The organism is Agrobacterium sp. ST15.13.015 (assembly GCF_027871645.1).
GTDB lineage: Bacteria > Pseudomonadota > Alphaproteobacteria > Rhizobiales > Rhizobiaceae > Agrobacterium > Agrobacterium leguminum.
In genome coordinates this window covers 148,516-171,821 of sequence record NZ_JAQAHF010000012.1, presented here as the reverse complement: position 1 = coordinate 171,821, position 23,306 = coordinate 148,516, and the positions used below count along the sequence as shown (strand labels likewise).

25 protein-coding genes are annotated in these 23,306 nt (G+C 60.3%); 15 read left to right on the top strand and 10 right to left on the bottom strand.

The genetic code is table 11. From position 1 onward, the window contains the following. The first annotated feature begins 301 nt into the window (after window positions 1-301). Window positions 302-670 carry an ArsR/SmtB family transcription factor gene (locus tag PIB16_RS19520; RefSeq protein WP_031233868.1) on the top strand — a complete coding sequence of 123 codons (369 nt, stop codon included), beginning with the start codon at window positions 302-304 and terminating at the stop codon, window positions 668-670. Next, window positions 663-1,193: an SRPBCC family protein gene (locus PIB16_RS19515; RefSeq protein ID WP_080856549.1), complete on the top strand. Its 531-nt coding sequence runs from the start codon at window positions 663-665 to the stop codon at window positions 1,191-1,193. The genes PIB16_RS19520 and PIB16_RS19515 overlap by 8 nt, the downstream gene beginning before the upstream one ends. 149 nt (window positions 1,194-1,342) lie before the next feature. Here the strand turns inward: PIB16_RS19515 and PIB16_RS19510 are convergent, their stop codons facing one another. Further along, window positions 1,343-2,188, bottom strand: a complete 846-nt coding sequence (locus PIB16_RS19510) for an aldo/keto reductase (RefSeq protein ID WP_174036205.1) — start codon at window positions 2,186-2,188, stop codon at window positions 1,343-1,345. A gap of 164 nt (window positions 2,189-2,352) precedes the next feature. Here PIB16_RS19510 and PIB16_RS19505 point away from each other — a divergent pair, with 164 nt between their 5' ends. Further along, window positions 2,353-2,946, top strand: coding sequence for a LysE family translocator (locus tag PIB16_RS19505; RefSeq protein ID WP_065655849.1), 594 nt, complete (start codon window positions 2,353-2,355; stop codon window positions 2,944-2,946). A 6-nt stretch (window positions 2,947-2,952) separates the two neighbouring features. On the opposite strand, the gene PIB16_RS19500 is transcribed toward PIB16_RS19505, so the two are convergent. The 3 genes from PIB16_RS19500 to PIB16_RS19490 are packed head-to-tail and all read right to left on the bottom strand — an operon-like array spanning window position 2,953 to window position 4,659. Beyond that, a complete protein-coding gene (locus PIB16_RS19500) occupies window positions 2,953-3,741 on the bottom strand; it encodes an anti-sigma factor family protein (RefSeq protein ID WP_080856547.1) in 789 nt (262 codons plus the stop codon). Beyond that, on the bottom strand, window positions 3,738-4,295 hold the full coding sequence (locus tag PIB16_RS19495) for an RNA polymerase sigma factor (RefSeq protein WP_020810224.1): 558 nt from the start codon (window positions 4,293-4,295) through the stop codon (window positions 3,738-3,740). Before PIB16_RS19495 ends, PIB16_RS19500 begins: the two co-directional genes overlap by 4 nt. Next, entirely contained in the window at window positions 4,279-4,659 is a 381-nt protein-coding gene (locus tag PIB16_RS19490) for a COG4315 family predicted lipoprotein (protein ID WP_078051963.1), read from the bottom strand. Before PIB16_RS19490 ends, PIB16_RS19495 begins: the two co-directional genes overlap by 17 nt. Before the next feature lie 141 nt (window positions 4,660-4,800). On the opposite strand from PIB16_RS19490, the gene PIB16_RS19485 reads away from it, so the two are divergent. Further along, window positions 4,801-5,160: an ArsR/SmtB family transcription factor gene (locus PIB16_RS19485; protein ID WP_161987906.1), complete on the top strand. Its 360-nt coding sequence runs from the start codon at window positions 4,801-4,803 to the stop codon at window positions 5,158-5,160. Beyond that, window positions 5,157-5,639 (top strand): SRPBCC family protein, encoded by a 483-nt coding sequence (locus PIB16_RS19480; protein WP_271046252.1) that lies wholly within the window; start codon window positions 5,157-5,159, stop codon window positions 5,637-5,639. Before PIB16_RS19485 ends, PIB16_RS19480 begins: the two co-directional genes overlap by 4 nt. Window positions 5,640-5,645: 6 nt before the next feature. On the opposite strand, the gene PIB16_RS19475 is transcribed toward PIB16_RS19480, so the two are convergent. Further along, the gene (locus tag PIB16_RS19475) at window positions 5,646-6,128 is read right to left on the bottom strand and encodes a DUF2269 family protein (RefSeq protein WP_271046251.1); all 483 of its coding nucleotides are present in this window, start codon (window positions 6,126-6,128) and stop codon (window positions 5,646-5,648) included. After that, window positions 6,128-7,414 (bottom strand): SDR family oxidoreductase, encoded by a 1,287-nt coding sequence (locus PIB16_RS19470; RefSeq protein WP_271046250.1) that lies wholly within the window; start codon window positions 7,412-7,414, stop codon window positions 6,128-6,130. The genes PIB16_RS19475 and PIB16_RS19470 overlap by 1 nt, the downstream gene beginning before the upstream one ends. Before the next feature lie 124 nt (window positions 7,415-7,538). Here PIB16_RS19470 and PIB16_RS19465 point away from each other — a divergent pair, with 124 nt between their 5' ends. Next, window positions 7,539-8,666, top strand: coding sequence for an ATP-dependent DNA helicase (locus PIB16_RS19465; protein ID WP_059756749.1), 1,128 nt, complete (start codon window positions 7,539-7,541; stop codon window positions 8,664-8,666). A gap of 6 nt (window positions 8,667-8,672) precedes the next feature. On the opposite strand, the gene PIB16_RS19460 is transcribed toward PIB16_RS19465, so the two are convergent. Further along, window positions 8,673-9,371 carry a MerR family transcriptional regulator gene (locus tag PIB16_RS19460; protein WP_080851513.1) on the bottom strand — a complete coding sequence of 233 codons (699 nt, stop codon included), beginning with the start codon at window positions 9,369-9,371 and terminating at the stop codon, window positions 8,673-8,675. A 236-nt stretch (window positions 9,372-9,607) separates the two neighbouring features. On the opposite strand from PIB16_RS19460, the gene PIB16_RS19455 reads away from it, so the two are divergent. Both PIB16_RS19455 and PIB16_RS19450 read left to right on the top strand, forming a co-directional pair. Beyond that, a complete protein-coding gene (locus tag PIB16_RS19455; RefSeq protein WP_196378741.1) occupies window positions 9,608-10,363 on the top strand; it encodes a pyridoxine 5'-phosphate synthase in 756 nt (251 codons plus the stop codon). Between the two features lie 72 nt (window positions 10,364-10,435). Then, window positions 10,436-11,701 (top strand): NAD(P)/FAD-dependent oxidoreductase, encoded by a 1,266-nt coding sequence (locus PIB16_RS19450; RefSeq protein ID WP_271046249.1) that lies wholly within the window; start codon window positions 10,436-10,438, stop codon window positions 11,699-11,701. A gap of 69 nt (window positions 11,702-11,770) precedes the next feature. Here the strand turns inward: PIB16_RS19450 and PIB16_RS19445 are convergent, their stop codons facing one another. Beyond that, entirely contained in the window at window positions 11,771-12,817 is a 1,047-nt protein-coding gene (locus PIB16_RS19445; protein ID WP_065655856.1) for an NAD(P)-dependent alcohol dehydrogenase, read from the bottom strand. A 189-nt stretch (window positions 12,818-13,006) separates the two neighbouring features. On the opposite strand from PIB16_RS19445, the gene PIB16_RS19440 reads away from it, so the two are divergent. The 3 genes from PIB16_RS19440 to ilvC all read left to right on the top strand — a co-directional run bounded on the left by PIB16_RS19440 (window position 13,007) and on the right by ilvC (window position 16,040). Next, the gene (locus PIB16_RS19440) at window positions 13,007-13,915 is read left to right on the top strand and encodes an AraC family transcriptional regulator (RefSeq protein WP_065655857.1); all 909 of its coding nucleotides are present in this window, start codon (window positions 13,007-13,009) and stop codon (window positions 13,913-13,915) included. A gap of 402 nt (window positions 13,916-14,317) precedes the next feature. After that, window positions 14,318-14,971: a TetR/AcrR family transcriptional regulator gene (locus PIB16_RS19435; protein ID WP_003507581.1), complete on the top strand. Its 654-nt coding sequence runs from the start codon at window positions 14,318-14,320 to the stop codon at window positions 14,969-14,971. A gap of 49 nt (window positions 14,972-15,020) precedes the next feature. After that, window positions 15,021-16,040, top strand: coding sequence for a ketol-acid reductoisomerase (ilvC, locus tag PIB16_RS19430; protein ID WP_046798127.1), 1,020 nt, complete (start codon window positions 15,021-15,023; stop codon window positions 16,038-16,040). Window positions 16,041-16,108: 68 nt separating this feature from the next. Here ilvC and PIB16_RS19425 read toward each other — a convergent pair whose 3' ends face one another. Both PIB16_RS19425 and PIB16_RS19420 read right to left on the bottom strand, forming a co-directional pair. Continuing rightward, on the bottom strand, window positions 16,109-17,140 hold the full coding sequence (locus PIB16_RS19425) for an endonuclease/exonuclease/phosphatase family protein (RefSeq protein WP_271046248.1): 1,032 nt from the start codon (window positions 17,138-17,140) through the stop codon (window positions 16,109-16,111). 108 nt (window positions 17,141-17,248) lie between these two features. Beyond that, a complete protein-coding gene (locus tag PIB16_RS19420) occupies window positions 17,249-17,701 on the bottom strand; it encodes an RbsD/FucU family protein (protein WP_125145620.1) in 453 nt (150 codons plus the stop codon). Between the two features lie 273 nt (window positions 17,702-17,974). Between PIB16_RS19420 and PIB16_RS19415 the strand changes: the two genes are divergently transcribed. From PIB16_RS19415 to PIB16_RS19400, 4 genes are all read left to right on the top strand, one after another. Then, on the top strand, window positions 17,975-19,219 hold the full coding sequence (locus PIB16_RS19415) for an aminotransferase-like domain-containing protein (protein ID WP_003522401.1): 1,245 nt from the start codon (window positions 17,975-17,977) through the stop codon (window positions 19,217-19,219). A gap of 338 nt (window positions 19,220-19,557) precedes the next feature. Beyond that, a complete protein-coding gene (locus PIB16_RS19410; RefSeq protein ID WP_271046247.1) occupies window positions 19,558-20,541 on the top strand; it encodes an ABC transporter substrate-binding protein in 984 nt (327 codons plus the stop codon). Window positions 20,542-20,550: 9 nt separating this feature from the next. Further along, on the top strand, window positions 20,551-22,245 hold the full coding sequence (locus PIB16_RS19405) for an ABC transporter permease (RefSeq protein ID WP_271046246.1): 1,695 nt from the start codon (window positions 20,551-20,553) through the stop codon (window positions 22,243-22,245). After that, complete coding sequence (locus tag PIB16_RS19400) at window positions 22,233-23,261, top strand: ABC transporter ATP-binding protein (protein WP_271046245.1); 1,029 nt, start codon at window positions 22,233-22,235, stop codon at window positions 23,259-23,261. Before PIB16_RS19405 ends, PIB16_RS19400 begins: the two co-directional genes overlap by 13 nt. Window positions 23,262-23,306 lie beyond the last annotated feature (45 nt).

The window sequence follows — 23,306 nt, the reverse complement described above, 5'->3', positions numbered from 1 at the left end:
TGCTCCTCTTTCGTGTCCGAGATCGTCGCCAAACGCTCGAATACGAGTAGAATCAACACCGTGCGCCATGTCCACCAAATTTAAACCGGACAGCAGTGGGACAGGCCCGAGCATCTGCGACGTCTCAATTTTGTTAGACGTGATTAGATCCTTGGGACAAGCCCAAGGATGACGTCGATTAGGGGTTCTGCTTTGTCATCATCCTCGACCGCGGCTTTGCCGCGGTTTTTTTTAGCCGTCGCTTGAATTGATATTCAACCATATGGTTGACTTTCCGAGTCGACAGCCTATATTCAACAACATGGTTGAATTATCTGCTTCACATCTCGACACTGTCTTTCATGCCCTCGGCGACGCCACGCGACGCACGATGCTACGCGATCTTTCCCTTGGTGAGAGAACGGTGAGCCAGTTGGCCCGGCCGTTCGACATATCGCTCGCCGCCGCCTCTAAACATATCAAGGCGCTGGAGAACGCGGGGCTTATCCGCCGCGAGGTGAGGGGGCGCATCCATGTCTGCCGCCTTGCGCCGGAACCGTTGGCAGAGGCGCATGAATGGCTCGATTTCTACCGACAGTTCTGGGGCAGCCGCCTCGATATTCTTGAGCAGATGCTCAGGGAGGATGATCAGGGAAAAATCCCTGCAGATGGAGGAAATGACAATGGCTGATATTGCAATGCCTGACGCCTATGGCCGTCTTGTCGAACCGACGACCCTTAAGATCGAACGGCTGCTGCCGGGGCCGATCGAGCGGGTATGGGCCTATCTCACACAAAGCGAGCTTCGCCGTCGCTGGCTGGCTTCCGGCGAAATGCGGCTTGCGCCCGATGCGCCGTTCGAACTGGTCTGGCGCAACGATGAGCTTTCCGATCCGCCGGGCCGGCGCCCGGAGGGCTTTTCCGAAGAAGACCGTATGGCTTCCCGCATCATTACCGTGGTCCCACCGCACCGTCTGGTCTTCAGTTGGGGCGAAGGTGGCGAGGTCTCTATCGAGCTTCAGGCTCTTGGCAAGGATGTGCTGCTGACGCTGGTTCATCGCCGGCTGGCCGACAGGAGGACGAGGCTTGACGTCAGCGCTGGCTGGCATGTGCATCTCGACATTCTCGCCGCCCGTCTTCAGGAGAAGGAGCCGGGGCCGTTCTGGGATACATGGCTGGGACTGAAAGAAGAATATGAGCGGCGCATACCGTAACGGGGCGGTGCTTTTCTGGACGCAACGGCGCGGTTTTCCGCGCCGTTTTTCAAGTGCCGCCTGCCGCCGCTGGCACAATTGCTTTGCTCACATTCCGATTCAATTGCCTGTTAGAGAGATTCCGGACAGTGTCTTAAAGCACTGTTATATCAAAGCATTTCCAGTGATGTCTTGCGCGTTGGCGGCGGGAAGACGGCATCCAGCGCCGCCCAGTCTTCCTCGGTTATTTCAAGATCGGTCGCGCCGCGATTTTCCTCGACACGGGAAACGCTGGCGGATTTCGGGATGGCGATGACGCCGTCCCTCTCCAGAAGAAAGGCGAGCGCCAGTTGCGCCGGTGTCGCCTGATAGGCCTTGGCGATGCGGATGAGTTCGTGGTTTTTCAAGATGCGGCCCTGCTCGATGGGGGAATAGGCCATCAGCGGCACGCCGCGCTCCTGGCACCAGGGCAGCAGCGAAAACTCCGGCCCACGCCGGGACAGATTGTAGAGCACCTGATTGGCCGCGCAGTTCTTGCCGCCTGGAACCGCGAAAAGCTCCTCCATTTCGTCGGTGTCGAAATTGGAGACCCCCCAGTCGCCGATCTTGCCGTCGCTCTTCAGCCTTTCGAAAGCCGCCACGGTTTCTGCAAGCGGGTGCTCACCGCGCCAGTGCAGCAGATAGAGGTCGATATGGTCGGTGCCGAGCCTTGCAAGGCTGCGCTCGCAGGCCTCCGTCGTGCCTCTTTCGCTGGCGTTCCAGGGGTAGACCTTGCTGACCAGAAACACGTCCTGTCGACGGCCGGCGATGGCCGCGCCGACCACCTCTTCCGATCTGCCATCCGCATACATTTCCGCCGTGTCGATCAGCGTCATGCCGAGATCGATCGCCTTGCGGATGCTTTCGACCTCCTGCGGCGCGGATGATCTCGTCTCCCCCATGTTCCAGGTACCGAGGCCAAGGGCCGGAACCTCTTTTCCGGAGGGCAGGGTGACGGAAGGAATATCGTCATACATGGGTTCGCTCCAGCGGTTGATGATCGGACAATAGAACTTTGTTCCGACTTCTCAAAGCCGGCATGGAGAGGATCGATCCATCAAAAAAATTGACCTCGGCCATCGATGCGGCGGGGTGGCCTGATGTTGGTCCGACGGATAGGATTTCGGCTCAAGGAGAAATCATGACTGTCGAAACCCTTGTTGCGCTGGTGCTGTTTGCCTTCACCACATCCATCACGCCCGGCCCGAACAATATGATGCTTTTTGCCTCGGGCGTGAATTTCGGTTTCCGCCGCACCATCCCGCATATGCTGGGCATCGGGGCGGGCTTCCTGTCGCTGCTGATCGGGGTCGGCTTCGGTCTCGGCGCGTTGCTGCATGCGGTGCCCGTGCTTTACACCGGGCTGAAATTCGCAGGCGGGCTCTATCTCGTCTGGATTGCGTGGAAGATCGGCACCTCCCGCAGCCTGAGTGAGGGTTCGGCAACATCGGAGCCGATGAGTTTCCTTGCCGCGGCCGCTTTTCAGTGGGTCAATCCCAAGGCGTGGGTGATGGCGGTGACGGCGATGGCGACCTATACGGATGAGCGGCAATATTTCCTCACGGTGCTTCTCGTCGGCGTGGCCTTCACCGCGGTCAATCTTCCCAGCGTTTCCACCTGGGCGGGTTTCGGCTCGGCATTGCGTGAATGGCTGGCGGTGCCGGTCCGGCTCAAATGGTTCAATATCACCATGGCCGTGCTTCTCGTCATCAGCCTCTGGCCGATGCTGAAATAACGGTCTTCAAGTCGGGAACTGCCGGTAACATTCCTCGGCGATTGCCTGCACCTCGTCGCGCGTCAGCTCGGCGGACACGGCGTAACCCAGTTCATTGTCGATCCAGTAGAAGGTCTCGATGCCGTCGGCGCTGGCCATGCGGAAGCTGGTGGTGCGGTTTTCCTCGTTGTGGCCGATCAGCACCGTCACCCGACGGCCTGTCTTGTCCTGATACATCAGCATCGCGCCCGGTTTACCGCTGACGGGGATAAGACGCCCGCCGACGAGGTCGTATCCGATCTTTGAGAGATCGGGGATGGTGAAGGGGTAACCGAGCCGCTTGCCGAGCCATGTGGCGAGATGCTGCTGTTCTCCCGCGCCGACTTCGACGGGATGGCGCACCTCGCTAGCATAGATGAGATAGGCGGATTTCGCCTGCGCCGGAATATCCGTGGTCAGCGACGCCAGGGTCACGTCCTGCGGCGTGGAAAAAGACGGCGGCAGAAGCCTGCCCGCCGCAGCACCCGCCACGAATATCAAAAGGGCGGCCGCTGTTTGCAGGAGAACCGGTTTTGCCCGCCATGCGCGGTCCCTCTTTTGCGGGGTGAGCATCGATGCGTCATGCGGATGCGCGGCGGCATAGGAGGCGAAGGCATTGCGCAGAATATCGGCCTGTTTTCTCCATTCCTCCACACGGGCCTGCTCTTCCGGCCTTTCCGCCAGCCAGGCCTCGACAGCCGCGCGGTCATCGTCGGAAAGAAGTCCGTCGACATAGGCGTGCAAATCGTCTTCGGTTATGGCCTCTAGCCGTGTCATCTTGGTCTCCGCAGGGGAATGATATTATCCGCCGCCAGATGCTGGCGAAGGGTTTCGCGGGCGCGGGACAATCTGGACATGACGGTGCCGAGCGGGATCGACAATGTCTCTGCCGCCTCCTGATAGCTGTAGCCTTCCACCGTCACCAGCATCAGCACGGCGCGCATGTCCGGCGAAAGAAGGGCGAGTGCGCCATGCAGCCGGTCGTTCTCCAGCGTGTCGGAGAGCGTCTCCGCGCCGGCGATGCTCTCATGGCCGTCCAGGCTCTCGGACGGGTGGCGTTTCTCGGCGCGGTGGCGGTTACGATAAAGATTCGTCATTATCGTGTAAGCCCATGATTTCAAACCCGTTCCGCGCCATTGCCTTTTATTGGCCAACGCCTTTTCCACGCAGTCCTGCAAGAGGTCTTCGCCATCGGCATCGGAACGGGAAAGGCTGCGGGAATAACGGCGCAGCATGGGCATCAGCGCCAGCATCTCCGTTTCGAAGCTGCCGGCTGCGGGGGAATGGTTCCCCCGCTTTTCATCCGTCATGCCATCAGGGTTTTGCGGCATCCCATACACCGTTCATACCGTCGCCGGTGGCGTCGCCTTTTTTCGTGTCCTTGACCCAGTAATAAAGCGGCATGCCATCCTTCGCCCATTGCATCTTGCCGTCCTTGCGCTTCACGAGGGAATAGGCGCCCTCGGCCTTGTCGCTGGCGGCTGCGAAAAACGGCGGCCAGTTCACCGCGCATTTGTCATAACAATTGGATACGCCCTTCTTGTCGTTCTTGAAAGTGTAGAGCGTCATGCCTTTTTCGCCCGCCAGCACATCGCCCTTGGCGGTCTTGACGGTTTCGACCATAGGGGCGGCATAGGCCGTTCCGGCAAAAGCCAGAACGAGGGCGGGAACGATAAAGCGGATCTTCATGGACATATCCTCCTTGGTTCGGGCGGCCTCTGCCGCCAGCACATCAAGAGACACCGCAACCCGATGGATTATTCCCTGCGGCAACGAATTTTCGCGATTTTTAAACTTATCCATTGAGCTAACTATTTCGATATGATAGTTAGCCTTATGGAAAACTATTCAGACGCGCTCGACGATATCTTCCAGTCTCTTGCCGATCCGACCCGCAGGGCGGTGATCCTGCGGCTGGGCGGCGGGGAGGCGAGTATCGGAATGCTGGCCGAACCCTTCGACATGGCCCTGCCATCCTTCATGAAACATATCCGCCAGCTGGAAGAGGCGGGGCTGATCGTGACGCGCAAGCAGGGGCGCGTCCGGTTCTGCTCGCTGGAGAAACAGAGGTTCTCCATGCTCGATGGCTGGTTGTCGCAACAACGCGCCATCTGGGAAGGCCGCACCGACCGGCTCGAACAATTCGTCATGGCGCAACAGGACAGGATGTCCAGCAAAGGTGAGAATGACCAATGACCGATACTTTCAATCCCGATCTCGACCTGAAGATTTCCCGCATCATCAGGGCGCCGCGCCGGCTCGTCTGGAATGCCTGGACGGACAAGGCCAGCCTCGAACAATGGTGGGTGCCGCATCCCGGCCAATGCCGTGTCGACCGCATGGAACTCTATCCCGGCGGCGCCTTCGAAACGCGCTATAGCGAGGACGGCACGGCTTTCGGTCCGCATGTCAAAGGATGTTTTCTGGCGGTAGATCATGAGCAGCGCCTGGTTTTCACCGATGCGCTGACGGCGGGTTTTCGCCCCTCCGCCCAGCCGTTCCTCACCGCCGTGATGACTTTTCGCGATCACCCCGACGGCATGGAATATGTGGCCTATGCCATGCACAACAATCTTGAGGATCGCGACAGGCACGCGGAGATGGGCTTCTTCGACGGTTGGAACACGGTTGCGGAGCAGCTGGCGCAGCTTGTCGAGCGGCAGGCCGTCAATTGAGCCGCATCAGCCGAACACGGGAATATCCGGCTTGTTGAGCATGAGCCAGATGATGCCGAGAACCGCGAAAAAGGCGGGAAAACCGCAGGCGAACCAGATGCGGTAAAGCCGGAACCATTGTGCCGGCAGGGCCTGTCCGGTGGCAGCGCAGTCGCGGGCGATATCGCGCAGCCTGATCTGTATCCACACCACCGGCAGCCAGAAAATGCCGGTGAAGACATAAAGGGCGAGCGAAAGCGCGATCCAGCCTTCGGTCAGCGGCCAGCCGATGATGCGCGCGAGAAGATATCCGGTGACAGGCTGGATTATCGCGGCGGTGGCGGTAAATACCGTGTCGGCGATGACGACAGTGCCTGCGACATGAGCGATCAGCGCCGGGCTGGCCGTCCGCCGTGCCATCACCATGAAAAAGGCAATGCCCGCGCCGGTGCCGAACAGCACCGTCGCGCCAATGACATGGGCAAGCCGCAGCAGTTCCTCAAGTGTCATCAGCGTTCATCCAAGGTGGCGAGGGCAACGAGCGTCAGGGCGATGGAAGGCAGAACCTTGACCAGAGGACCGAGTGGATCGAGCCAAAGGGTCGGTTCGAGCAGGCTGCCGCCGGCCAGATAAGCGGCGCTCACCAGCAGCATGCCGACAAGCGCCTTTCTGGCGAGCGGCCGCAACAGAACGGCGATGCCGAGGCCTATATCGATGAGGCAGGTGGCGAGTGTGAGGGCGATGGCCGACGTCTGCGGCATAAAGGGGAGGAAATGCGCCGCTGCTCCAGTGATATTCAGCAGCGGTATGAGGCCGGACAGCAGCCAGAATAAAGACAGGCAGAGAACGATCAGGGGTTTCAGCAGATATAATCTGGCAAACCACAGGTCCTGCACACCGGAAGGGTGGGCGGCCAGCGTCTGTTCCAGGGTCTTGAGTGAGGCCATCACCGGTCCTCCTTCATTCTCCGTCACGATGCCTTCCGACATGACCGTCATGGCGGTCGAACGCAGCGGCGACCGCCAGCCGAGTTTGCCTGTGGCATCCGCAACAAGGCCGACGGGGCGCATAAAGGCGGCGGGAAGATTTATGACCGGAGCACGGGGCAGGCCCAGCCATTGCCGGTGTCTGGCGACCACGTCCTGCAATGTCAGCGTTTCCTTCGCGGCGAGTTCGAGATCGCTGCCCGCCGGGATTTCGCCGTCGATCGCCGCGCATACCACGGTTGCCACATCCTCCACCGCGACCGTTCGGACGGCGATCTGTCCATTGACGAGGGGCACCACGAAGGGAAAGCCTGCAAGCGCACGCACAAGTGCCGTGCCGCCGTGCGCGTTTCGCCCAACCACCAGCGCGGGGCGCAGAATGACGTGAGGCAGACCGCTTGCGGCGAGCGCCTCATCGGCGCGGCGTTTGGTGGCGAGGAAGGGCAGGCGGGATGCGGCCCCCGCCGTGCGGGCCGATATCTGGATTATCCGTCTGCCGCCCGCCTGCGCCGCTGCTTCATAAAGCGCCAGCATCGCCTTTTCCTGCGTCGCGGCAAGGTCATCCGACAGGCCGTCCTGCAGCGCGCCCGCGCAATTGACAATGGCGTCATGGTCATGGACGAGCGATGACGAGTCTGTCGCGTGCGTCATCCTGGAAAGATCGGCTGAGATCCAGTTGGCGAAAGGCCATTTGTCGCGGGCGCGGGTGACTGAACGCGCCAGCCCCGTCACGGCATGCCCGCGGAGGTGCAGGCTTTTGAGAACCTCCGAACCGATGAAACCTGTTGCGCCGAGAATCAATATCTTCATACGAGGGATGATAGCGACCACGGCTTAAAAACCAGCCGTGTTTTATTGCCGCATTCTCACACGGCGATTCATCTTTCGTTCTTTTTCTGTTGCGCACCACGCTCGAATCCTGCGATGAGGGCGCATGTTATTTTCACCGCAACAGGACGAAGCGCTGAAGGCTGTTTCCCGCTGGCTGAAGGAAGGCCGGACGCCGGTTTTCCGGCTGTTCGGTTATGCCGGAACCGGCAAGACGACGCTTGCCAAGCATTTCGCGGAAAATGTCGATGGCGAGGTGTTGTTTGCGGCCTTCACCGGCAAGGCGGCGCAGGTGCTGCGCTCGCGCGGGGCGACCAATGCCCGCACCATCCATTCGCTGATCTATCGCCCGCGCGGCGAAGAAACGGTGGAAGACGAGGAAACCGGCAAAACTTCGATTGCGCCGATGTTCTCCATTAACCGCCAGAGCCCGCTCGCCAAGGCGGCGCTCATCATCATCGATGAATGTTCGATGGTGGATGAGCAGCTCGGCAAGGACCTGATGAGCTTCGGCACGCCCATTCTCGTGCTCGGCGATCCGGGGCAGTTGCCGCCGGTTTCGGGCGGCGGCTTCTTTACCGAGCAGGAGCCGGATTATCTGCTGTCGGAAATCCATCGCCAGGCCAAGGACAATCCCATCATCCATCTTGCCATGGATGTGCGGGAGGGCCGGGAGATCATGCGCGGCGATTACGGGACCGCGCAGGTGATCTCCAAATCCGAGGTGACGCAGTCGCTGGTTCTCGATGCCGATCAGGTGCTGGTCGGCACCAACCGCACCCGCCGCCGTTACAATCAGCGGCTTCGCGAGCTGAAGGGTTTTACCGCCGATTACCCGCAATCCGGCGACAAGCTGGTCTGCCTCCGGAACGATCCGGCCAAGGGGCTGCTCAACGGCTCGCTCTGGCAGGTGATGAGTTCTTCGCGCGAGACGGTGAAGCCCGGCATCAACCTGATGATCCGGCCTGAAGACGACGATATGGATCGTGGTGCTGCCAAGATCAAATTGCTGAAGGCGGCTTTCGAGGATGTGGAGACGGAAATTCCGTGGTCCACGCGTAAACGTTATGACGAATTCGATTTCGGCTATGCGCTGACCGTGCACAAGGCGCAGGGTTCGCAGTGGAACAACGTGGTTCTCTTCGACGAGAGCTATGCTTTCCGGGACTCGCGCGAGAGGTGGCTTTACACCGCCATTACCCGTGCGGCGGAGACGCTGACAATCGTTCGTTGATCGTGACTATGCACGGATGACGCCGAGCAGAACCGCCTTGGCGACCGCCTGAAAGCGGTTGCTGGCATTGAACTTGCCGATGATCTTCGCCTCGAGAACATTGAGATCGCTGCCGGAAAGACCAAGGGCGCGGGCGAGCCTCACCGGGGCGTAACCCTCCGCCATCAGTTCCAGACATTTTCGTTCTGTGTCGGTGAGGGCGATGTCCTTTGCAGGTGCCCGTTCCGCGCCATCCATGCCGTCCGCATCCGTGTCGGCGACCAGCAGTTCCTCGATCTGCTGGGCCTGGCGCTGAAGGGTGGAAAGCTCGGCTGTCAATTCCCGCTTCCGCTGCCGCAGCGCGGCGTGGAATATATCGTCCGCCTCGCTCTGCGAGAGCGAACGGACGAATTTTTCCATGATCTCGGTAATGGCGGCGACGGAAATGCCCACTTCGCGGCAGACGTTGATGACAGCCATGCGCTGGACGTTGCGGTGGGTATAGACCCGCATCTGGCCGATGCGCTTTGAGGTCAGCAGCGCCTTTTCTTCGTAAAAATGCAGCGTCCGGTGGGTCACCCCGAAGATATTGGCCATGTCGGCGATGGGTACGGGTTCCGCGGGCAGGGAGGAGGGCAGGCTTATATCGGGTAGAAAGCTGCTGATCCTTAGATTGGGTTTGTCCTCGTCGCCGTGACTTTCGAACGGCATACGGCCATCCTGCATTGTCTCCCCCTTCGCGCTCTTTGACAGTGTGCCTGCCTTTTTAAAGGTGTCCGTTGCTTGTTCCCCCAAGACGGACATGTTTTCCGATCAAGACCTCATACCAAACGCTACATCAGAACCGTAACGTGTATTGCCTGTTTTCGTTCCCGCAATAATAAAAAATTCGCCGGCCTTCTTGCGATTGGCCTCAACCTGCGTGAAACAGGATGTCAATTCCGAACCGGAGCCCCTATGCCATGCCCGCAAAACTTTCTGTCAATCTGAACGCAATTGCCATGTTACGCAACCGCCGCGATCTTCCATGGCCGGATGTCGCGCATTTCGGGCATATTGCACTGGCGGCGGGGGCAAGCGGGCTGACTGTACACCCGCGGCCGGATCAGCGCCATATCCGCTTTTCCGATCTGCCGGTGCTGCGCGCCCTGATCGACGACAGTTTCCCTGACACGGAATTCAACATCGAAGGCTATCCGACGGAGGATTTCCTCGTTCTTTGCGAGAAGACCCAACCGGAGCAGGTGACGCTGGTGCCCGACGATCCCTCGCAGGCAACCTCCGACCACGGCTGGGATTTCCGCAAACACGGCGTTTTCCTGAAAGACGTGGTGGGGCGCTTGAAGGCCGGCGGCATGCGCGTCTCGCTTTTTGCCGATGGCGATGGCGAACGCGAGCCGGTGGAACTGGCCGCCGAGACGGGTGCGGCGCGTATCGAACTTTACACCGGACCTTATGGCGGCTGTTTTGACGATCCGCAAAAGGGTGAGGCGCTTCTCGAAAAGCTCGGGCAGACGGCGGATCATGCCAGAGCGCTCGGGCTTGCCGTCAATGCCGGCCATGACCTCACTGTCGCAAACCTGCCCAAGCTGATGAAACGTATCCCTTATCTGGCCGAGGTTTCCATCGGCCACGGGCTGACGGCGGATGCGCTTGAATATGGCATGGCTGAAACAGTCCGGCGTTTTTGTCACGCCTGCGGTCAGGCTATTTCATAACCAAAGTCAATTTTTTCGCCTATGCTTTGGCTGCGCATGCTCCGTGCGCGAGCTTATGAAGGCAGAAGACATATGCAAGAACATCATGTTGTCGTCGTGGGTGGAGGCTTCGGCGGTTTGCAACTGGTACACGGGCTGGAGGGGGCCCCTGTCCGCATCACATTGATAGATCGTCGCAATCACCACCTGTTCCAGCCATTGCTTTATCAGGTTGCGACGACGGCTCTCGCGACATCCGAAATTGCCTGGCCGATCCGCCATCTCTACCGCGACCGCAAGGAGGTCACGACCCTGCTTGCGGAGGTAACCGGCGTGGACCGGGCGGCGCGGACCGTGCATTTAAGTTCGGGTCAGGTGATCGGCTTCGATACGCTGGTGCTGGCTACCGGCGCCCGCCACGCCTATTTCGGCCGCGACGAGTGGGAGCGCTCCGCCCCCGGTCTCAAGACGCTCGAAGATGCAACGACAATCCGCCGCCGCCTGCTTCTGGCTTTCGAGCGGGCCGAACTCGCCACCAGTGAAGAAGAACGGCAGGCGCTGCTGACCTTCGTTATCATCGGCGCAGGCCCGACGGGCGTGGAAATGGCGGGCATGATCGCCGAACTGGCCCATAAGGCGCTGCCGGCGGAATTCCGCAATGTGGATACCAGAAAGACCCGGGTATTGCTCGTCGAGGCTGGCCCTCGCGTTCTGCCGGTCTTCACGGAAGATCTTTCGGCCTATGCGAAGGAAGCCCTCGAAAAACTTGGTGTCGAGGTTCTGCTCGGTACGCCGGTGACGGCGTGCAGCGATGAGGGCGTGACGGTGGGCGAGACCTATTATCCCTGCCGCACCGTGGTCTGGGCCGCCGGCGTGCAGGCGTCGCCCGCCGCGAAATGGCTCAACGCCGCCGCCGACCGGGCAGGGCGGGCCATCGTCGGACCTCATCTCAATCTGGAAGACGATCCGAATATCTTCGTCATCGGCGATACGGCCGCCGTCAATCAGGAAAACGGCAAGCCGGTGCCGGGCATCGCGCCGGCGGCAAAGCAGCAGGGCGCCTATGTCGCGAAAGTCATCAAGGCGCGGCTGGCTGGCCAGCCGTCACCATCGCCGTTCCGCTACAGTCATCAGGGCAATCTGGCGACCATCGGCAAACGCGCGGCGGTGATCGATTTCGGCAGGTTCAAGCTCAAGGGCGTGCTGGCATGGTGGATATGGGGGCTTGCCCATATCTACTTCCTGATCGGAACGCGTTCGCGACTTGCCGTGGCGTGGAGCTGGCTGTGGATTTACCTGAGTGGCCAGCACAGCGCGCGGCTGATCACCCAGAAAGAGACGCTGAAGGACGAGGCGTGAGGCAAGCGACAAAGAAACGGCGGGAAGCATTGCTTCCCGCCGTTCCCTGTTTCGCCGTTTCCGGACGCATCAAGCGTCGAGCGACGCCATGTCGATGACGAAGCGGTAACGTACGTCGCTCTTCAGCACGCGCTCATAAGCCTCGTTGACGTCCTTGATGTCGATCTTTTCGATTTCGGACACGATGTCGTGCTTGCCGCAGAAATCCAGCATCTCCTGGGTTTCCTTGATAGAGCCGATCATAGAGCCAGCCAGAGAACGGCGGCCGGGGATGACCGAGAAGGCGTGCACGGGGATCGCATGTTCAGGCACACCGAGAAGCACCATGGTGCCGTTGACCTTCAGCAGGCCGAGATAGGCATTCCAGTCGATTTCCGCCGAAACGGTGCAGAGGATCAGGTCGAATGTGCCGGCGAGCTTTTCGAAGGTCGAGGCGTCGCTGGTGGCATAATATTCCTTCGCGCCAAGCTTAAGGCCGTCTTCCTTCTTGGAGAGTGTCTGCGAAAGCACGGTGATATCCGCGCCCATGGCTGAACCGATCTTCACGCCCATATGGCCAAGACCGCCCATGCCGACGATAGCCACCTTCTTGCCCGGGCCGGCATTCCAGTGCTGAAGCGGCGAATAAAGCGTGATACCAGCGCAGAGCAGGGGAGCGGAGGCGTCGAGCGGCAGGTTTTCCGGAATGGAGAGGACGTAATCTTCCCGCACGACGATATGGTCGGAATATCCGCCCTGCGTGGCGGTCTTGCCGTCGCGTTCGACGGAGTTATAGGTCTGCACGAGACCCGGCATGTACTGTTCATTGTCGAGATCGCGGGTGGCGCAGCCGACGCAGGAATCGACAAAGCAGCCGACGCCGACATGGTCTCCGACCTTGAACTTCGTGACCTTGGAACCGACGGCTTTCACGACGCCGGCGATCTCATGGCCCGGAACGATCGGGTAGACGGCGTTCTTCCATTCGTTGCGGACGGTATGAATGTCGGAATGGCAGATACCGGCATATTTGATATCGATGACGACGTCGTCATCGTTCGGCTCGCGGCGTTCGAAGGTGAACGGGGTAAGCGGCTTCGACGCATCTGTCGCAGCGTAACCTCTAGCAATAGCCATCTGAATATCCTTTCGGGAGTTGGGGACGACGGAATATGCGATGGAAGCGCGGGGCGGCGTTAGAGCGATCCTCCGAGCTTTTTGCACGATCCTGCAAAAATATGGTGGCGCACTCTTTGCGCGGGCCGCGCGGCTTTCTAGATAAAAGACATCCGACGCATCTCTTCCTTCAGTTACGGGATTTCCCCTATGTCCTTGCCGTTCAATGTCTATCAGGAGATCGCCTCCATTGCCGCGCGGCATGCTACCCAGGACGGCGAGGTGCAGACGGCAATCGACTCCCTCGGCATCAGCAGGCGCACGACGCCGAGCGCCCCATGCCACGGCAGCTATCGTCCTTGTCTCGCGATGGTTATCCAGGGCGCGAAATGCGTGCAACTGGGGACGGACACCATCAATTATGGGGCGGGGGATTATCTCCTGACCTCGCTTGATCTGCCGGTTGCATGGCGGGTGGTGGAGGCGAGCAGGGAGGTGCCGCATTTCTGCATTTCGCTTGCTATCGACAGCGAAAAGCTGCTCGATCTCATGCGGCGTGTACCTATCGATCCGCCTGCGGAGCCGGCGAATGCGCAGCGCGGCATCGTCGTCAATACGGCCACGCCGGAACTTCTTGATGCGGCTATCCGCCTGTTGCGCCTGCTCGACCGTCCGGCAGACATTGCCGCCATGGCGCCGCTGATCGAGCAGGAAATCCTCTATCGCATTCTGACCGGACCGGCGGGCGGGCAGCTTATGAACATCATCGCGGCCGGCAGCCATGGCAACCGCATCGCCCGCGCCATCGCCTGGCTGCGCGAGAATTTCGCACGCCAGCTGCGTATCGAGGATCTGGCCGATCATATCGGCATGAGCGTCTCGTCCTTCCACCATCATTTCAAGACGATCACGGCCATGACGCCGGTTCAGTACCAGAAGCAGCTGCGGTTGCATGAGGCGCGGCGGCTGATGCTGCTGGAGCGGCTGGATGCAGGCACCGCCGGCCACCGTGTCGGTTATCAGAGCCCGTCGCAGTTCAGTCGTGAATATAGCCGTTTCTACGGATTGTCGCCGTCACGGGATATCGACGCCTCGCGGGAGATCAGCGCGGCTGGGTAGATTGGTTCTTTGGGAAGGTTTTCCATTGCCTGAGGAGCGCGGCGTTACCCCCCTCTGCCCTGCCGGGCATCTCCCCCTCAAGGGGGGAGATCGATCTGCGGCAAGGTCTCGCCCATCTCGAAGCTTGGAATGAAGCGACAAAAGGGACCCTTGCCGATCTCCCCCCCTTGAGGGGGAGATGTCCGGCAGGACAGAGGGGGGTAAGGCTCCACGCACCTTCGGTCCGCTACCAACGCAAAACCTCCTAGAGGTTCACCTCAAGCTTGCCGTGATACTCCGCCGCACCGCGTCAATTCTCATCCTCCCCTGAAGAATCCGCTTGACCCCAACGCAGCCTCCGCTTAAATGGCGCTCGAACCGTACCGTACGGTACATTAATCGAGCCCCTGGAGTGGAAAAGACTTGGCTTCCGACCCGATCACAGCGCAGGAGTTTTCGCCGCGCCAGAACGCCGTTCTGGACCAGGCATTGCGTCTATTGGTCGAGGGCGGCGAGAAAGCGCTCACCACATCGGGGCTGGCGCGTGCCGCCAACTGTTCCAAGGAAAGCCTGTACAAGTGGTTCGGCGACCGGGACGGCCTGCTGGCGGCGATGATCACCTTTCAGCAGAGCAAGGTCCGCACCTTCGAAAAGGCAGGTGACCGCGTCTCCGCACCGCAGCTTGCCGATCACCTCGAGGTTTTCGCGCATGATCTGCTGGATGTGCTGGCGGGCGATGTGTCGCTGGCGCTCAACCGTCTGGCGATAGGGCAGGCGAGCCGCGACGGCTCGAAGCTCGGCGATCTGCTGCTGGAACGCGGCCGTCGCCAGATCGACCGCCGCGCCCGTGGGCTGATCGAGGCAGGTCGCCGTTCCGGCTATCTGCGTTTCGATGATGCCGAGGAGGCATATCGCAGTTTTTACGGCCTCATCGTTTCGGATCTGCATGTGCGCATGCTGCTGGGCGAGGCGCCGGACAAGGATTTTTCCGCCCGGGCGAAGAAGGCGGTGGTCGCCTTTCTGACCCTCTACGGCACGGAAAAGGTACATTCGGAACTCAGCGGCAAACCCGCCTGAGATTCCGGTTCAGACAACTGAGAGACAAGCATTAGGGAAGGACCATAAAATGCGCGTTTATTATGATCGTGATGCCGATCTCAATCTCATCAAGTCCAAGAATGTCGTCATCGTCGGTTACGGCTCCCAGGGCCGCGCCCATGCGCTGAACCTCAAGGATTCCGGCGCCAAGAACGTCGTCATCGCCCTGAAGGCCGGTTCGCCGACCGTCAAGAAGGCCGAAGCCGACGGCTTCAAGGTCATGACCGTTGCCGAAGCCGCCAAGTGGGGCGACCTGCTGATGATGGCGACGCCGGACGAGCTCCAGGCCGACATCTACAAGGCCGACATCGCCGGCAACATTCGTGATGGCGCAGCAATCGCTTTCGCACACGGCCTCAACGTTCACTTCGGCCTCATCGAGCCGAAGGCATCGCTCGACGTCGTCATGATCGCGCCGAAGGGCCCCGGCCACACGGTTCGCGGCGAATACCAGAAGGGCGGCGGCGTTCCCTGCCTCGTTGCCGTTCACCAGAACGCTTCGGGCAATGCGCTTGAACTCGCTCTTTCCTACGCCTGCGGCGTTGGCGGCGGCCGTTCGGGCATCATCGAAACCAACTTCAAGGAAGAGTGCGAAACCGACCTCTTCGGCGAACAGGTCGTTCTGTGCGGCGGTCTCGTTGAACTGATCCGCGCCGGTTTCGAAACGCTGGTCGAAGCCGGTTACGCACCGGAAATGGCCTATTTCGAGTGCCTGCACGAAGTGAAGCTGATCGTCGACCTGATCTATGAAGGCGGCATCGCCAACATGAACTACTCGATCTCCAACACGGCCGAGTGGGGCGAATACGTCACCGGCCCGCGCATCATCACCGCCGACACCAAGGCTGAAATGAAGCGCGTTCTGCACGACATCCAGACTGGCAAGTTCACCTCCGAGTGGATGCAGGAATGGAAGGCCGGCGGCGCACGCTTCAAGGGCATTCGTCGCAACAACGACGCCCACCAGATCGAAGAAGTCGGCGCCAAGCTGCGCGGCATGATGCCCTGGATCGGCAAGAACAAGCTGGTCGACAAGGCCGTCAACTAAGCTTTATTGTTTGGTGGAAGATATGAAGGCCGGGGCGAAAGCTCCGGCCTTTTTTGCGTGGTCCGTGCTCACACGATGGTATCGTCTTCCTCGATAACCACCGAAACAGGGAAGTGATCGGAGAACCCACCGAGATTGACGTTTTTGACCGCATCGCCCTTCGACAGGCCGAAGCGGATGGGCCCCTCATTCTTGCTGTGGCTGACCATGGCGGCAATGGCTTCGATTTTTGCCGTCTCTTCGCGCGCCTTGAAGCCGCTGCTACCGGTCAGAAGCGATCTGGAAACGAGGATCTGATCGAAGATATTGGCATCGCCGTTGAAATAGAGCGTGCCATAGATGGTTCTTGCCGTGCCGACGGAATCGACCGCCGGCTGGCGCAGGTAATTCCAGGTGAGATTGTAGAACATGGCCGATTGCGAGTTTTCGACATCGTCCCGCTCGCGGGTGGAATTGGCGTGGTAGCGCAGCGAGGCATCGGAAGGATCGTCATTGAAGTCGCCGAAGGCGATGACAGCGATGTCGTTTCCTTTTTCTTCCCTGATGCGCTGATGCCAATAGCCTAGCGTCTCACCGGCGGTCATGCGAAAACCGGCGCTTTCCACCGCGCCGCCAGAGCGCGACGGCCAGTGATTGGAGAGCGCGATAAGCTGGCGGCCGCCCTTGGTGATGAAGGTGCATTGGGTAATGTCGCGTGTGCCGGTGCGGCGCATCACGAAATGGCTGAAAATCTCGTTCTCGTTGATCAGCAGCTTTTTGCTGTCATAGATGAAGGCGGTATCGATGCCGCGCTGGTCCTTGCTGGAATCGGCATGCACGACCCGGTAGGAGCGCGCGGGCATGAGGTCGTTCAGATGTTCCGCCAGCGTCTCCAGAACGAAACGGTTCTCGACTTCGCAGACACCGAGCAGATCCGGTCCCGCGCCGCCGATCTGGCTTATGATCAGACCGAGCTGTTTGACCTTGGTTTTGAACAGGTCCTCGGTCCAGCCTTTCAGATCGTTCTTCAGCCGCTCGGCAATCCACGGCTCGCGCGCCGGATAACCCTCCGGCGCAAACAGGTTTTCGACATTCCAGAACGCCAGGACATATTGGGTCATGATCCGCACACCTCCGGTTGGTTTTTCAAGCCTAGTGGAAGTTTTTGCCATAACAACTTGAAATTGTCATGAAGGTGGGCGGCCGGCGCAATTTTCCCGTTTTTGGCCTTACTTCGCCGGCGGGATGACACCCTTCGTCAGAAGGAAGCAGCCATAAAACCGGGTTTCGCCCGTGGTGATGACGCAATAGGCTTTTTTTGCCTGTTCGTAGAAGGCGAAGCGCTCGATGCCATACATGGGCGCGGATTTTTCCTCCGCCGCGTCGATTTCCTTCTGCACTTCCACCTGTACGGGCTCCAGCTGATCCGGCGCGCCCATCACTTCCATGCGGCCGACGGAAGGCTGCAGCGGCGTGTCGAGCGGCAGGACGGACAGGATCGCCTTCATGGCGCGGGCTGCGGAGACGTTGTCGATATGCAGCACCTTGCCGACAGTCGTGTGGCGGGCAACCGAATCGGAGGGGAAGTTGGTGTCGGAGATCACCAGCGTATCGCCATGCCCCATGGCGCGCAGCGCGTGCAGGACATCGGCATTCAGCGCCGGGTCGATATTTTTCAGCATGTCGTCAAACTCCCATGATGCTTTCGCCGTGTTGCGGCGCGCGCGCAATCCAGCCGGAAAACCATGCCGCGTCAATCGCAAAGGTGTGATTGTGAAGCTTTGCGCAAGGGTGTATTTGGCTTTGTCCGCAAAATCGGGTCTTAAGGCAGGTCGGTTGCGGGCAAGGTGCGGGGAGGCAGAAATAATTCGAAAAACTGATAAGTCAGTATTGCTGACGTATCGACATTTCTGTAAAGATGCACGCATAAAAACGACACAAGAGGAAACGTACCCATGCTCAATTGGGAACAAATTTTCGCCACGCGCTCTTCGCGCATGAAAGCGTCTGAAATCCGTGAGTTGCTGAAGCTGCTCGAGCAGCCCGATATCATCTCCTTTGCCGGCGGTATTCCGGACCCGGCTCTTTTCCCCGCAGAGGAGTTCCAGCAGGCTTATGCGGAAATTTTTTCGGGTTCGCAGGTAAACTCGGCGCTGCAATATTCGGTGAGCGAAGGTTACAAGCCGCTGCGCGAATGGCTGGCGGGCGAAATGGCCGAGATCGGCATCGACTGCACTGCCGACAACGTCTTCATCGTTTCCGGTTCGCAGCAGGGTCTCGATTATCTCGGCAAGCTGTTCCTGTCGCCTAAGGATACGGCGCTGGTCACCTGGCCGACCTATCTCGGCGCGCTTTCCGCCTTCAACGCCTATGAGCCGAATTACGACCAGCTGAACCCCGGCGGCAACCGTACGCCCGAGGCTTACCGCGAAACCGCCGCCAAGCTCGGTGGCGCGGTGAAGTTCGCTTATCTCTCGGCCGACTTCTCCAACCCGACCGGCGAAACCGTCGATCTGGCCGGCCGCGAAAAGGTTCTGGCGCTGGCCGATGAGCTGGATATCGCCGTGATCGAAGACGCCGCCTATCAGTCGCTGCGTTACGATGGCGAGGCTGTTCCGCCGATCATGGCGCTCGACATCGCCCGCTCGGGCGGCATTGAGAACACCCGCACCATCTATTGCGGCAGCTTTTCGAAGACGCTCGCACCGGGCCTTCGCGTCGGTTACATCGTCGCTTCCGCACCGGTTATTCGCAAGCTGGTGCTGATGAAGCAGGCCGCCGACCTTCATTCCTCCACCATCAACCAGATCGCCATCGAACGTGTCGCCTCGCGCGGTTTCGACAAACAGGTTGCCAAGATTAAAGCCGCCTATAGCGCCCGCCGTGACGCGATGCTGGCCGCGCTCGACAAATATATGCCGAAGGGCACGCGCTGGACGAAGCCGGAAGGCGGGATGTTTATCTGGGTGACTCTGCCGGAAGGTATGGATGGCGCGGCGCTGCTGGCGAAATCCATCGCCACGGAAAAGGTCGCTTTCGTTCCCGGCCGCGCCTTCTTCGCGGATGGCTCCGGCACGAATACGCTGCGCATCAGCTTCTCCTGCGCCAATGAGGCGATGATCGAGGAAGGCATGAAGCGGCTTGGCCGGTTGATCGCGACGGCGCAGGCGGAAACGGGTGAGGCGCTGCCGGCGATTTGAGGGCGGCGGTTCTCGGCAGCGGTGGAGGCTGTGGCTTCACCCCCCTCTGTCCTGCCGGACATCTCCCCCTCAAGGGGGGAGATCGACTCGCGGCTAAGGTATCGCCTGTCGCAAAAGTTGAAAATGAAGTGCTGTCAGCGCCTCTTGCCGATCTCCCCCCTTGAGGGGGAGATGCCCGGCAGGGCAGAGGGGGGTAGCCCCAGCCTCTAAGAGAACTTGCGTTCTTCCGCCCCGTTGCTCTCAACGTTGGAGCGATCACACCCCAAAAATCCTGCCTGTCACATACATGTTATGCAATCATGTTTTAGCGGTCCCACCAAACAACAGGGACTGGACCCATGAAAACGCTGCTCTCCGCTTTCACCGCCATCGTATCGCTCGGCTTCATCGCCACCGCCGCCAATGCTGCCGATCTGGTGCTTTACACCAGCCAGCCCAACGAGGACGCGCAGGCGACCGTTGATGGTTTCAAGGCCGCCAATCCCGGTCTCGAGGTGGAATGGGTGCGTGACGGAACGCCGAAGATCATGGCCAAGCTGATGGCCGAGATCAGCGCCGGCAATCCGGTTGCCGACGTGCTGCTGATCGCCGACACCGTGACGCTGGAGCGCATGAAGCAGGCTGGCCAGCTTCTCGCCCACAAGTCCGCGGAAGCCAAGAACATCGATGCCTCGCTCTACGATGCGGACGGCTTCTATTACTCCACCAAGCTCATCACCACCGGCATCATGTATAACACTGCCGCCGCAATGAAGCCGACGAGCTGGAAGGATCTGGCCAAGGCGGAAGCCAAGGGTCTGGTCACCATGCCAAGCCCACTGACCTCGGGTGCGGCGCTGATCCATGCTCAGACGCTTGCCGCCGCAAACGGCCTCGGCTGGGATTATTACAAGCAGCTGAAGGCCAATGAAGCCATTGCCGGCGGCGGCAACGGTGCGGTTCTGAAGTCTGTCGCGTCGGGCGAAAAGGCCTATGGCGTGGTCGTCGATTACATGCCGATCCGCGAAAAGGCCAAGGGCGCGCCGGTCGAGTTCGTTTTCCCGGAAGAGGGTGTTTCGGCCGTCACCGAGCCGGTCGCGATCATCAAGGGCACCAAGCACGAGGAAGCCGCCAAGAAGTTCGTCGATTACGTGCTGTCCGAAAAGGGCCAGCAGGGCTTCGTCAAGCTCGGTTACATCCCGGTTCGTGCTGATGCCGGCATGCCGGAAGGTTTCCCGGCTCGCGACAAGATCAAGGTTCTGCCGCTCAACGCTGCCGATGCGCTGAAGAATTCCGAGCAGGACCTGAAGACTTTCTCCGATATTTTCGGCTCCAAGGGCTGATATAGCGGAATGACCCGTTCCAATGCCTATGGAAGCAGCCAGCCGCGCTGGCTGTTTCCTTTTGTGGTCAGCGTTGTTTTTGCGCTCAGCGCCCTGCCGCTCGGGCGGCTCGCCTATACCGGCGTCATCTCGTCACTTAACGGTGACATATGGCGACTTCTCGCCGATCCGGCCCTTTGGGATGCGGCGCTGAACACGCTCTCCACCTCGTTTTTCGGCATGCTGATTTCGCTCGGCATCGGCGGTGCCTTCGCGCTTTCGCTGACGCTTTGCGATATTCGCGGCAAGTCGATCCTAAGCTTCCTGTTCATGCTGCCGATGATGATACCGCCGCAGGTGACGGCGCTGTCGTGGATCGGCATGACTGGTCCTTCGAGCACGCTGTTGAAGGCTATTGGCCTTGCGCCGCCGATGGGATCGCCGCAGCCGCTTTATTCGATAGCGGGTATCGCGCTGCTGCTCGGTGTGCAGCACGCGCCGCTCGTCTATCTGTCGCTGCGGGCCGGTCTGCTCGCTTTGCCGCAGGACGGCATCGAGGCTGCGAAGCTGTCCGGTGCTTCGCCGCGCCGGGTGCTGTTCGATATCATCCTGCCGCTGTCGACGCCGGGATTGATCGCCGGGGCGGCAATTTCCTTCGTCTCCAGTGTGGGCAATTTCGGCATTCCGGCGATCCTCGGCATCCCCGCCTCGATCTTTACCCTGCCGACGCTGATCTACAGCCGTTTTGCCAGTTTCGGCACCAGCACATTCGGCGATATTGCCATCCTCTCCACCATGATCGCAATCATCTCCGTCGCCGGGCTTGCGCTTCAGGAACGGGCGATGAAGGGCAGGGACTATCGCATCATCGGTCTTTCCGGCAAGGCGGCGACATTCCGGCTTGGGCTGTGGCGGGTGCCGGCGGAGCTTGCCCTGTGGCTCGTGCTGTTCTTCATGCTGGTGGCGCCGCTGACGGCACTGGTGGCAAGCTCGCTTGCGCCTGCCTATGGCGTGCCGCTCAGCCTCAAGACAGCGACGCTGCATGCCTATGAGGAATTGCTTTACCGCCAGAGCGTGACGCGTACCGCCTTCCGCAACTCGTTGTTTCTGGCGACCGCCACCTCGCTTTGCTTGCTGGCGGTGACGGTGCTGACGGCCTATTTTCTGGTGCGCGGCAAGAGCCGTTTCATGTTCCTCCTGTCGGCGCTGGTGGATATTCCCTATGCGTTGCCGGGGGTGGTGATTTCCGTCTCCTTCGTGCTGCTTTTCGCGGCCCCCATCCCGCTTGTCGGCATCACGCTTTACGGCACGATCTGGATCATTCTGCTCGCCTATTTCTCCTCCTTCTTCGCCGTCAGCCTGAAACCCATGGTCAGCGCCTTCCTGCAATTCGATCCGTCGCTGGAAGAGGCAGCAAGGCTCTCCGGCGCCGGTTTCTGGCGGCGGCTAAAGGATATCATCCTGCCGCTGGTCGGGCCTGCGGCGGGGGCATCGGTTATCCTCGTTTTCCTCATCGCCTGCAACGAGTTGACGGTCTCGGCGCTGTTGTGGTCGGCCGGCACCCAGACGCTGGGCGTGCTCATCTACAATCTCGATGACAGCGGCAGCTTCGATCTTGCCTCGGCACTTTCGGTGCTGGTCGTCATCATGGTGATTTTCCTCATGGCTCTGCTGGAAATTCTGGGGCGCTATCTGCCGAAAGGAGTGGTCCCTTGGCGAAACTGATCCTCAACCGCCTGTCGAAAAGTTTCGGTGCCGGTTCGAAACCAGCCGTGGACGATGTGTCGCTGACGGTGCGTGACGGCGGTTTTCTCGCTCTTCTCGGGCCTTCCGGCTGCGGCAAGACGACGGTGCTTCGCATGATCGCCGGTTTCGAACAGCCGACCGACGGTTCCATCCTGCTCGGCGAGCGGGTGCTGGCCGATGCCGGCAGCATGGTGCCGCCGGAGCGGCGCAACATGGCGATGGTGTTCCAGTCCTATGCGCTGTGGCCGCATATGTCGGTTGCCGACAATGCCGGTTATCCCTTGAAGGTGCGCGGTATTTCCGGCGAGAAATATCGTGAGAAGGTGCGCCAGGCGCTGGCCGCCGTCCGCCTCGAGAGCTTCGCCGATCGCCGTCCCGCCGAATTGTCCGGTGGCCAGCGGCAGCGCGTGGCGCTCGCGCGCTGCCTCGTTACCGAGCCTGACGTGGTGCTGCTCGATGAGCCGCTCGCCAATCTCGACCGGCATCTCAGGCAGGAGATGGAGGAGACATTCCGCGAGTTCCACATCCGCTCCGGTGCGACGATGATCTATGTCACCCACGATCAGGCGGAAGCCATGGCGCTGGCAACCGATGTCGCCGTGATGTCGCAGGGCAGGCTGTTGCAGGTCGCGCCACCGGCGGAGCTTTATGCGCGGCCCGAAGGCAGGCTGGTCGGCTCGCTGGTGGGGCAGGGGGCGATCGTGACCTTGCCGGCGCCCGAAGGGACTTCGCGCGATCTCGACTGGTCGGTGCTTAGGGCAGCGATGGAGAGCGGCGGGCAATCCCCGCACGCGGATATTCTTGTGCGGCCACAGGATGTGGTGCGGGATGCAGAGGGCATCGCCTGCACCGTCACCTCGGTTCTCTACGAGGGCGAGCGTTATGCCCTGCGTCTCGACCTGCCGGATGGGCAGGCGCTCAGAGCCTATTCGCGCGAAGCGGTTGCAGTCGGAGACCGTCTGCCGGTGGTCATTCGCGCGGCGTGGCGGCTTTAGTGCGATAATTCTACTTCCCTCATCCCTGTGCTTGTCACAGGGATC

Excerpts from the sequence above, each read along its gene's own strand:
- PIB16_RS19520 (WP_031233868.1), top strand. The coding sequence starts at position 302 with ATGGTTGAATTATCTGCTTCACATCTCGACACTGTCTTTCATGCCCTC.
- PIB16_RS19465 (WP_059756749.1), top strand. The coding sequence starts at position 7,539 with ATGTTATTTTCACCGCAACAGGACGAAGCGCTGAAGGCTGTTTCCCGC.
- PIB16_RS19455 (WP_196378741.1), top strand. The coding sequence starts at position 9,608 with ATGCCCGCAAAACTTTCTGTCAATCTGAACGCAATTGCCATGTTACGC.
- PIB16_RS19425 (WP_271046248.1), bottom strand. The coding sequence starts at position 17,140 with ATGACCCAATATGTCCTGGCGTTCTGGAATGTCGAAAACCTGTTTGCG.
- PIB16_RS19495 (WP_020810224.1), bottom strand. The coding sequence starts at position 4,295 with ATGCCGCAAAACCCTGATGGCATGACGGATGAAAAGCGGGGGAACCAT.
- PIB16_RS19415 (WP_003522401.1), top strand. The coding sequence starts at position 17,975 with ATGCTCAATTGGGAACAAATTTTCGCCACGCGCTCTTCGCGCATGAAA.
- PIB16_RS19445 (WP_065655856.1), bottom strand. The coding sequence starts at position 12,817 with ATGGCTATTGCTAGAGGTTACGCTGCGACAGATGCGTCGAAGCCGCTT.
- PIB16_RS19510 (WP_174036205.1), bottom strand. The coding sequence starts at position 2,188 with ATGTATGACGATATTCCTTCCGTCACCCTGCCCTCCGGAAAAGAGGTT.
- PIB16_RS19475 (WP_271046251.1), bottom strand. The coding sequence starts at position 6,128 with ATGACACTTGAGGAACTGCTGCGGCTTGCCCATGTCATTGGCGCGACG.
- PIB16_RS19450 (WP_271046249.1), top strand. The coding sequence starts at position 10,436 with ATGCAAGAACATCATGTTGTCGTCGTGGGTGGAGGCTTCGGCGGTTTG.
- PIB16_RS19420 (WP_125145620.1), bottom strand. The coding sequence starts at position 17,701 with ATGCTGAAAAATATCGACCCGGCGCTGAATGCCGATGTCCTGCACGCG.
- PIB16_RS19410 (WP_271046247.1), top strand. The coding sequence starts at position 19,558 with ATGAAAACGCTGCTCTCCGCTTTCACCGCCATCGTATCGCTCGGCTTC.
- PIB16_RS19480 (WP_271046252.1), top strand. The coding sequence starts at position 5,157 with ATGACCGATACTTTCAATCCCGATCTCGACCTGAAGATTTCCCGCATC.
- PIB16_RS19460 (WP_080851513.1), bottom strand. The coding sequence starts at position 9,371 with ATGCAGGATGGCCGTATGCCGTTCGAAAGTCACGGCGACGAGGACAAA.
- PIB16_RS19515 (WP_080856549.1), top strand. The coding sequence starts at position 663 with ATGGCTGATATTGCAATGCCTGACGCCTATGGCCGTCTTGTCGAACCG.
- PIB16_RS19505 (WP_065655849.1), top strand. The coding sequence starts at position 2,353 with ATGACTGTCGAAACCCTTGTTGCGCTGGTGCTGTTTGCCTTCACCACA.
- PIB16_RS19485 (WP_161987906.1), top strand. The coding sequence starts at position 4,801 with ATGGAAAACTATTCAGACGCGCTCGACGATATCTTCCAGTCTCTTGCC.
- PIB16_RS19440 (WP_065655857.1), top strand. The coding sequence starts at position 13,007 with ATGTCCTTGCCGTTCAATGTCTATCAGGAGATCGCCTCCATTGCCGCG.
- ilvC (WP_046798127.1), top strand. The coding sequence starts at position 15,021 with ATGCGCGTTTATTATGATCGTGATGCCGATCTCAATCTCATCAAGTCC.
- PIB16_RS19500 (WP_080856547.1), bottom strand. The coding sequence starts at position 3,741 with ATGACACGGCTAGAGGCCATAACCGAAGACGATTTGCACGCCTATGTC.
- PIB16_RS19405 (WP_271046246.1), top strand. The coding sequence starts at position 20,551 with ATGACCCGTTCCAATGCCTATGGAAGCAGCCAGCCGCGCTGGCTGTTT.
- PIB16_RS19470 (WP_271046250.1), bottom strand. The coding sequence starts at position 7,414 with ATGAAGATATTGATTCTCGGCGCAACAGGTTTCATCGGTTCGGAGGTT.
- PIB16_RS19490 (WP_078051963.1), bottom strand. The coding sequence starts at position 4,659 with ATGTCCATGAAGATCCGCTTTATCGTTCCCGCCCTCGTTCTGGCTTTT.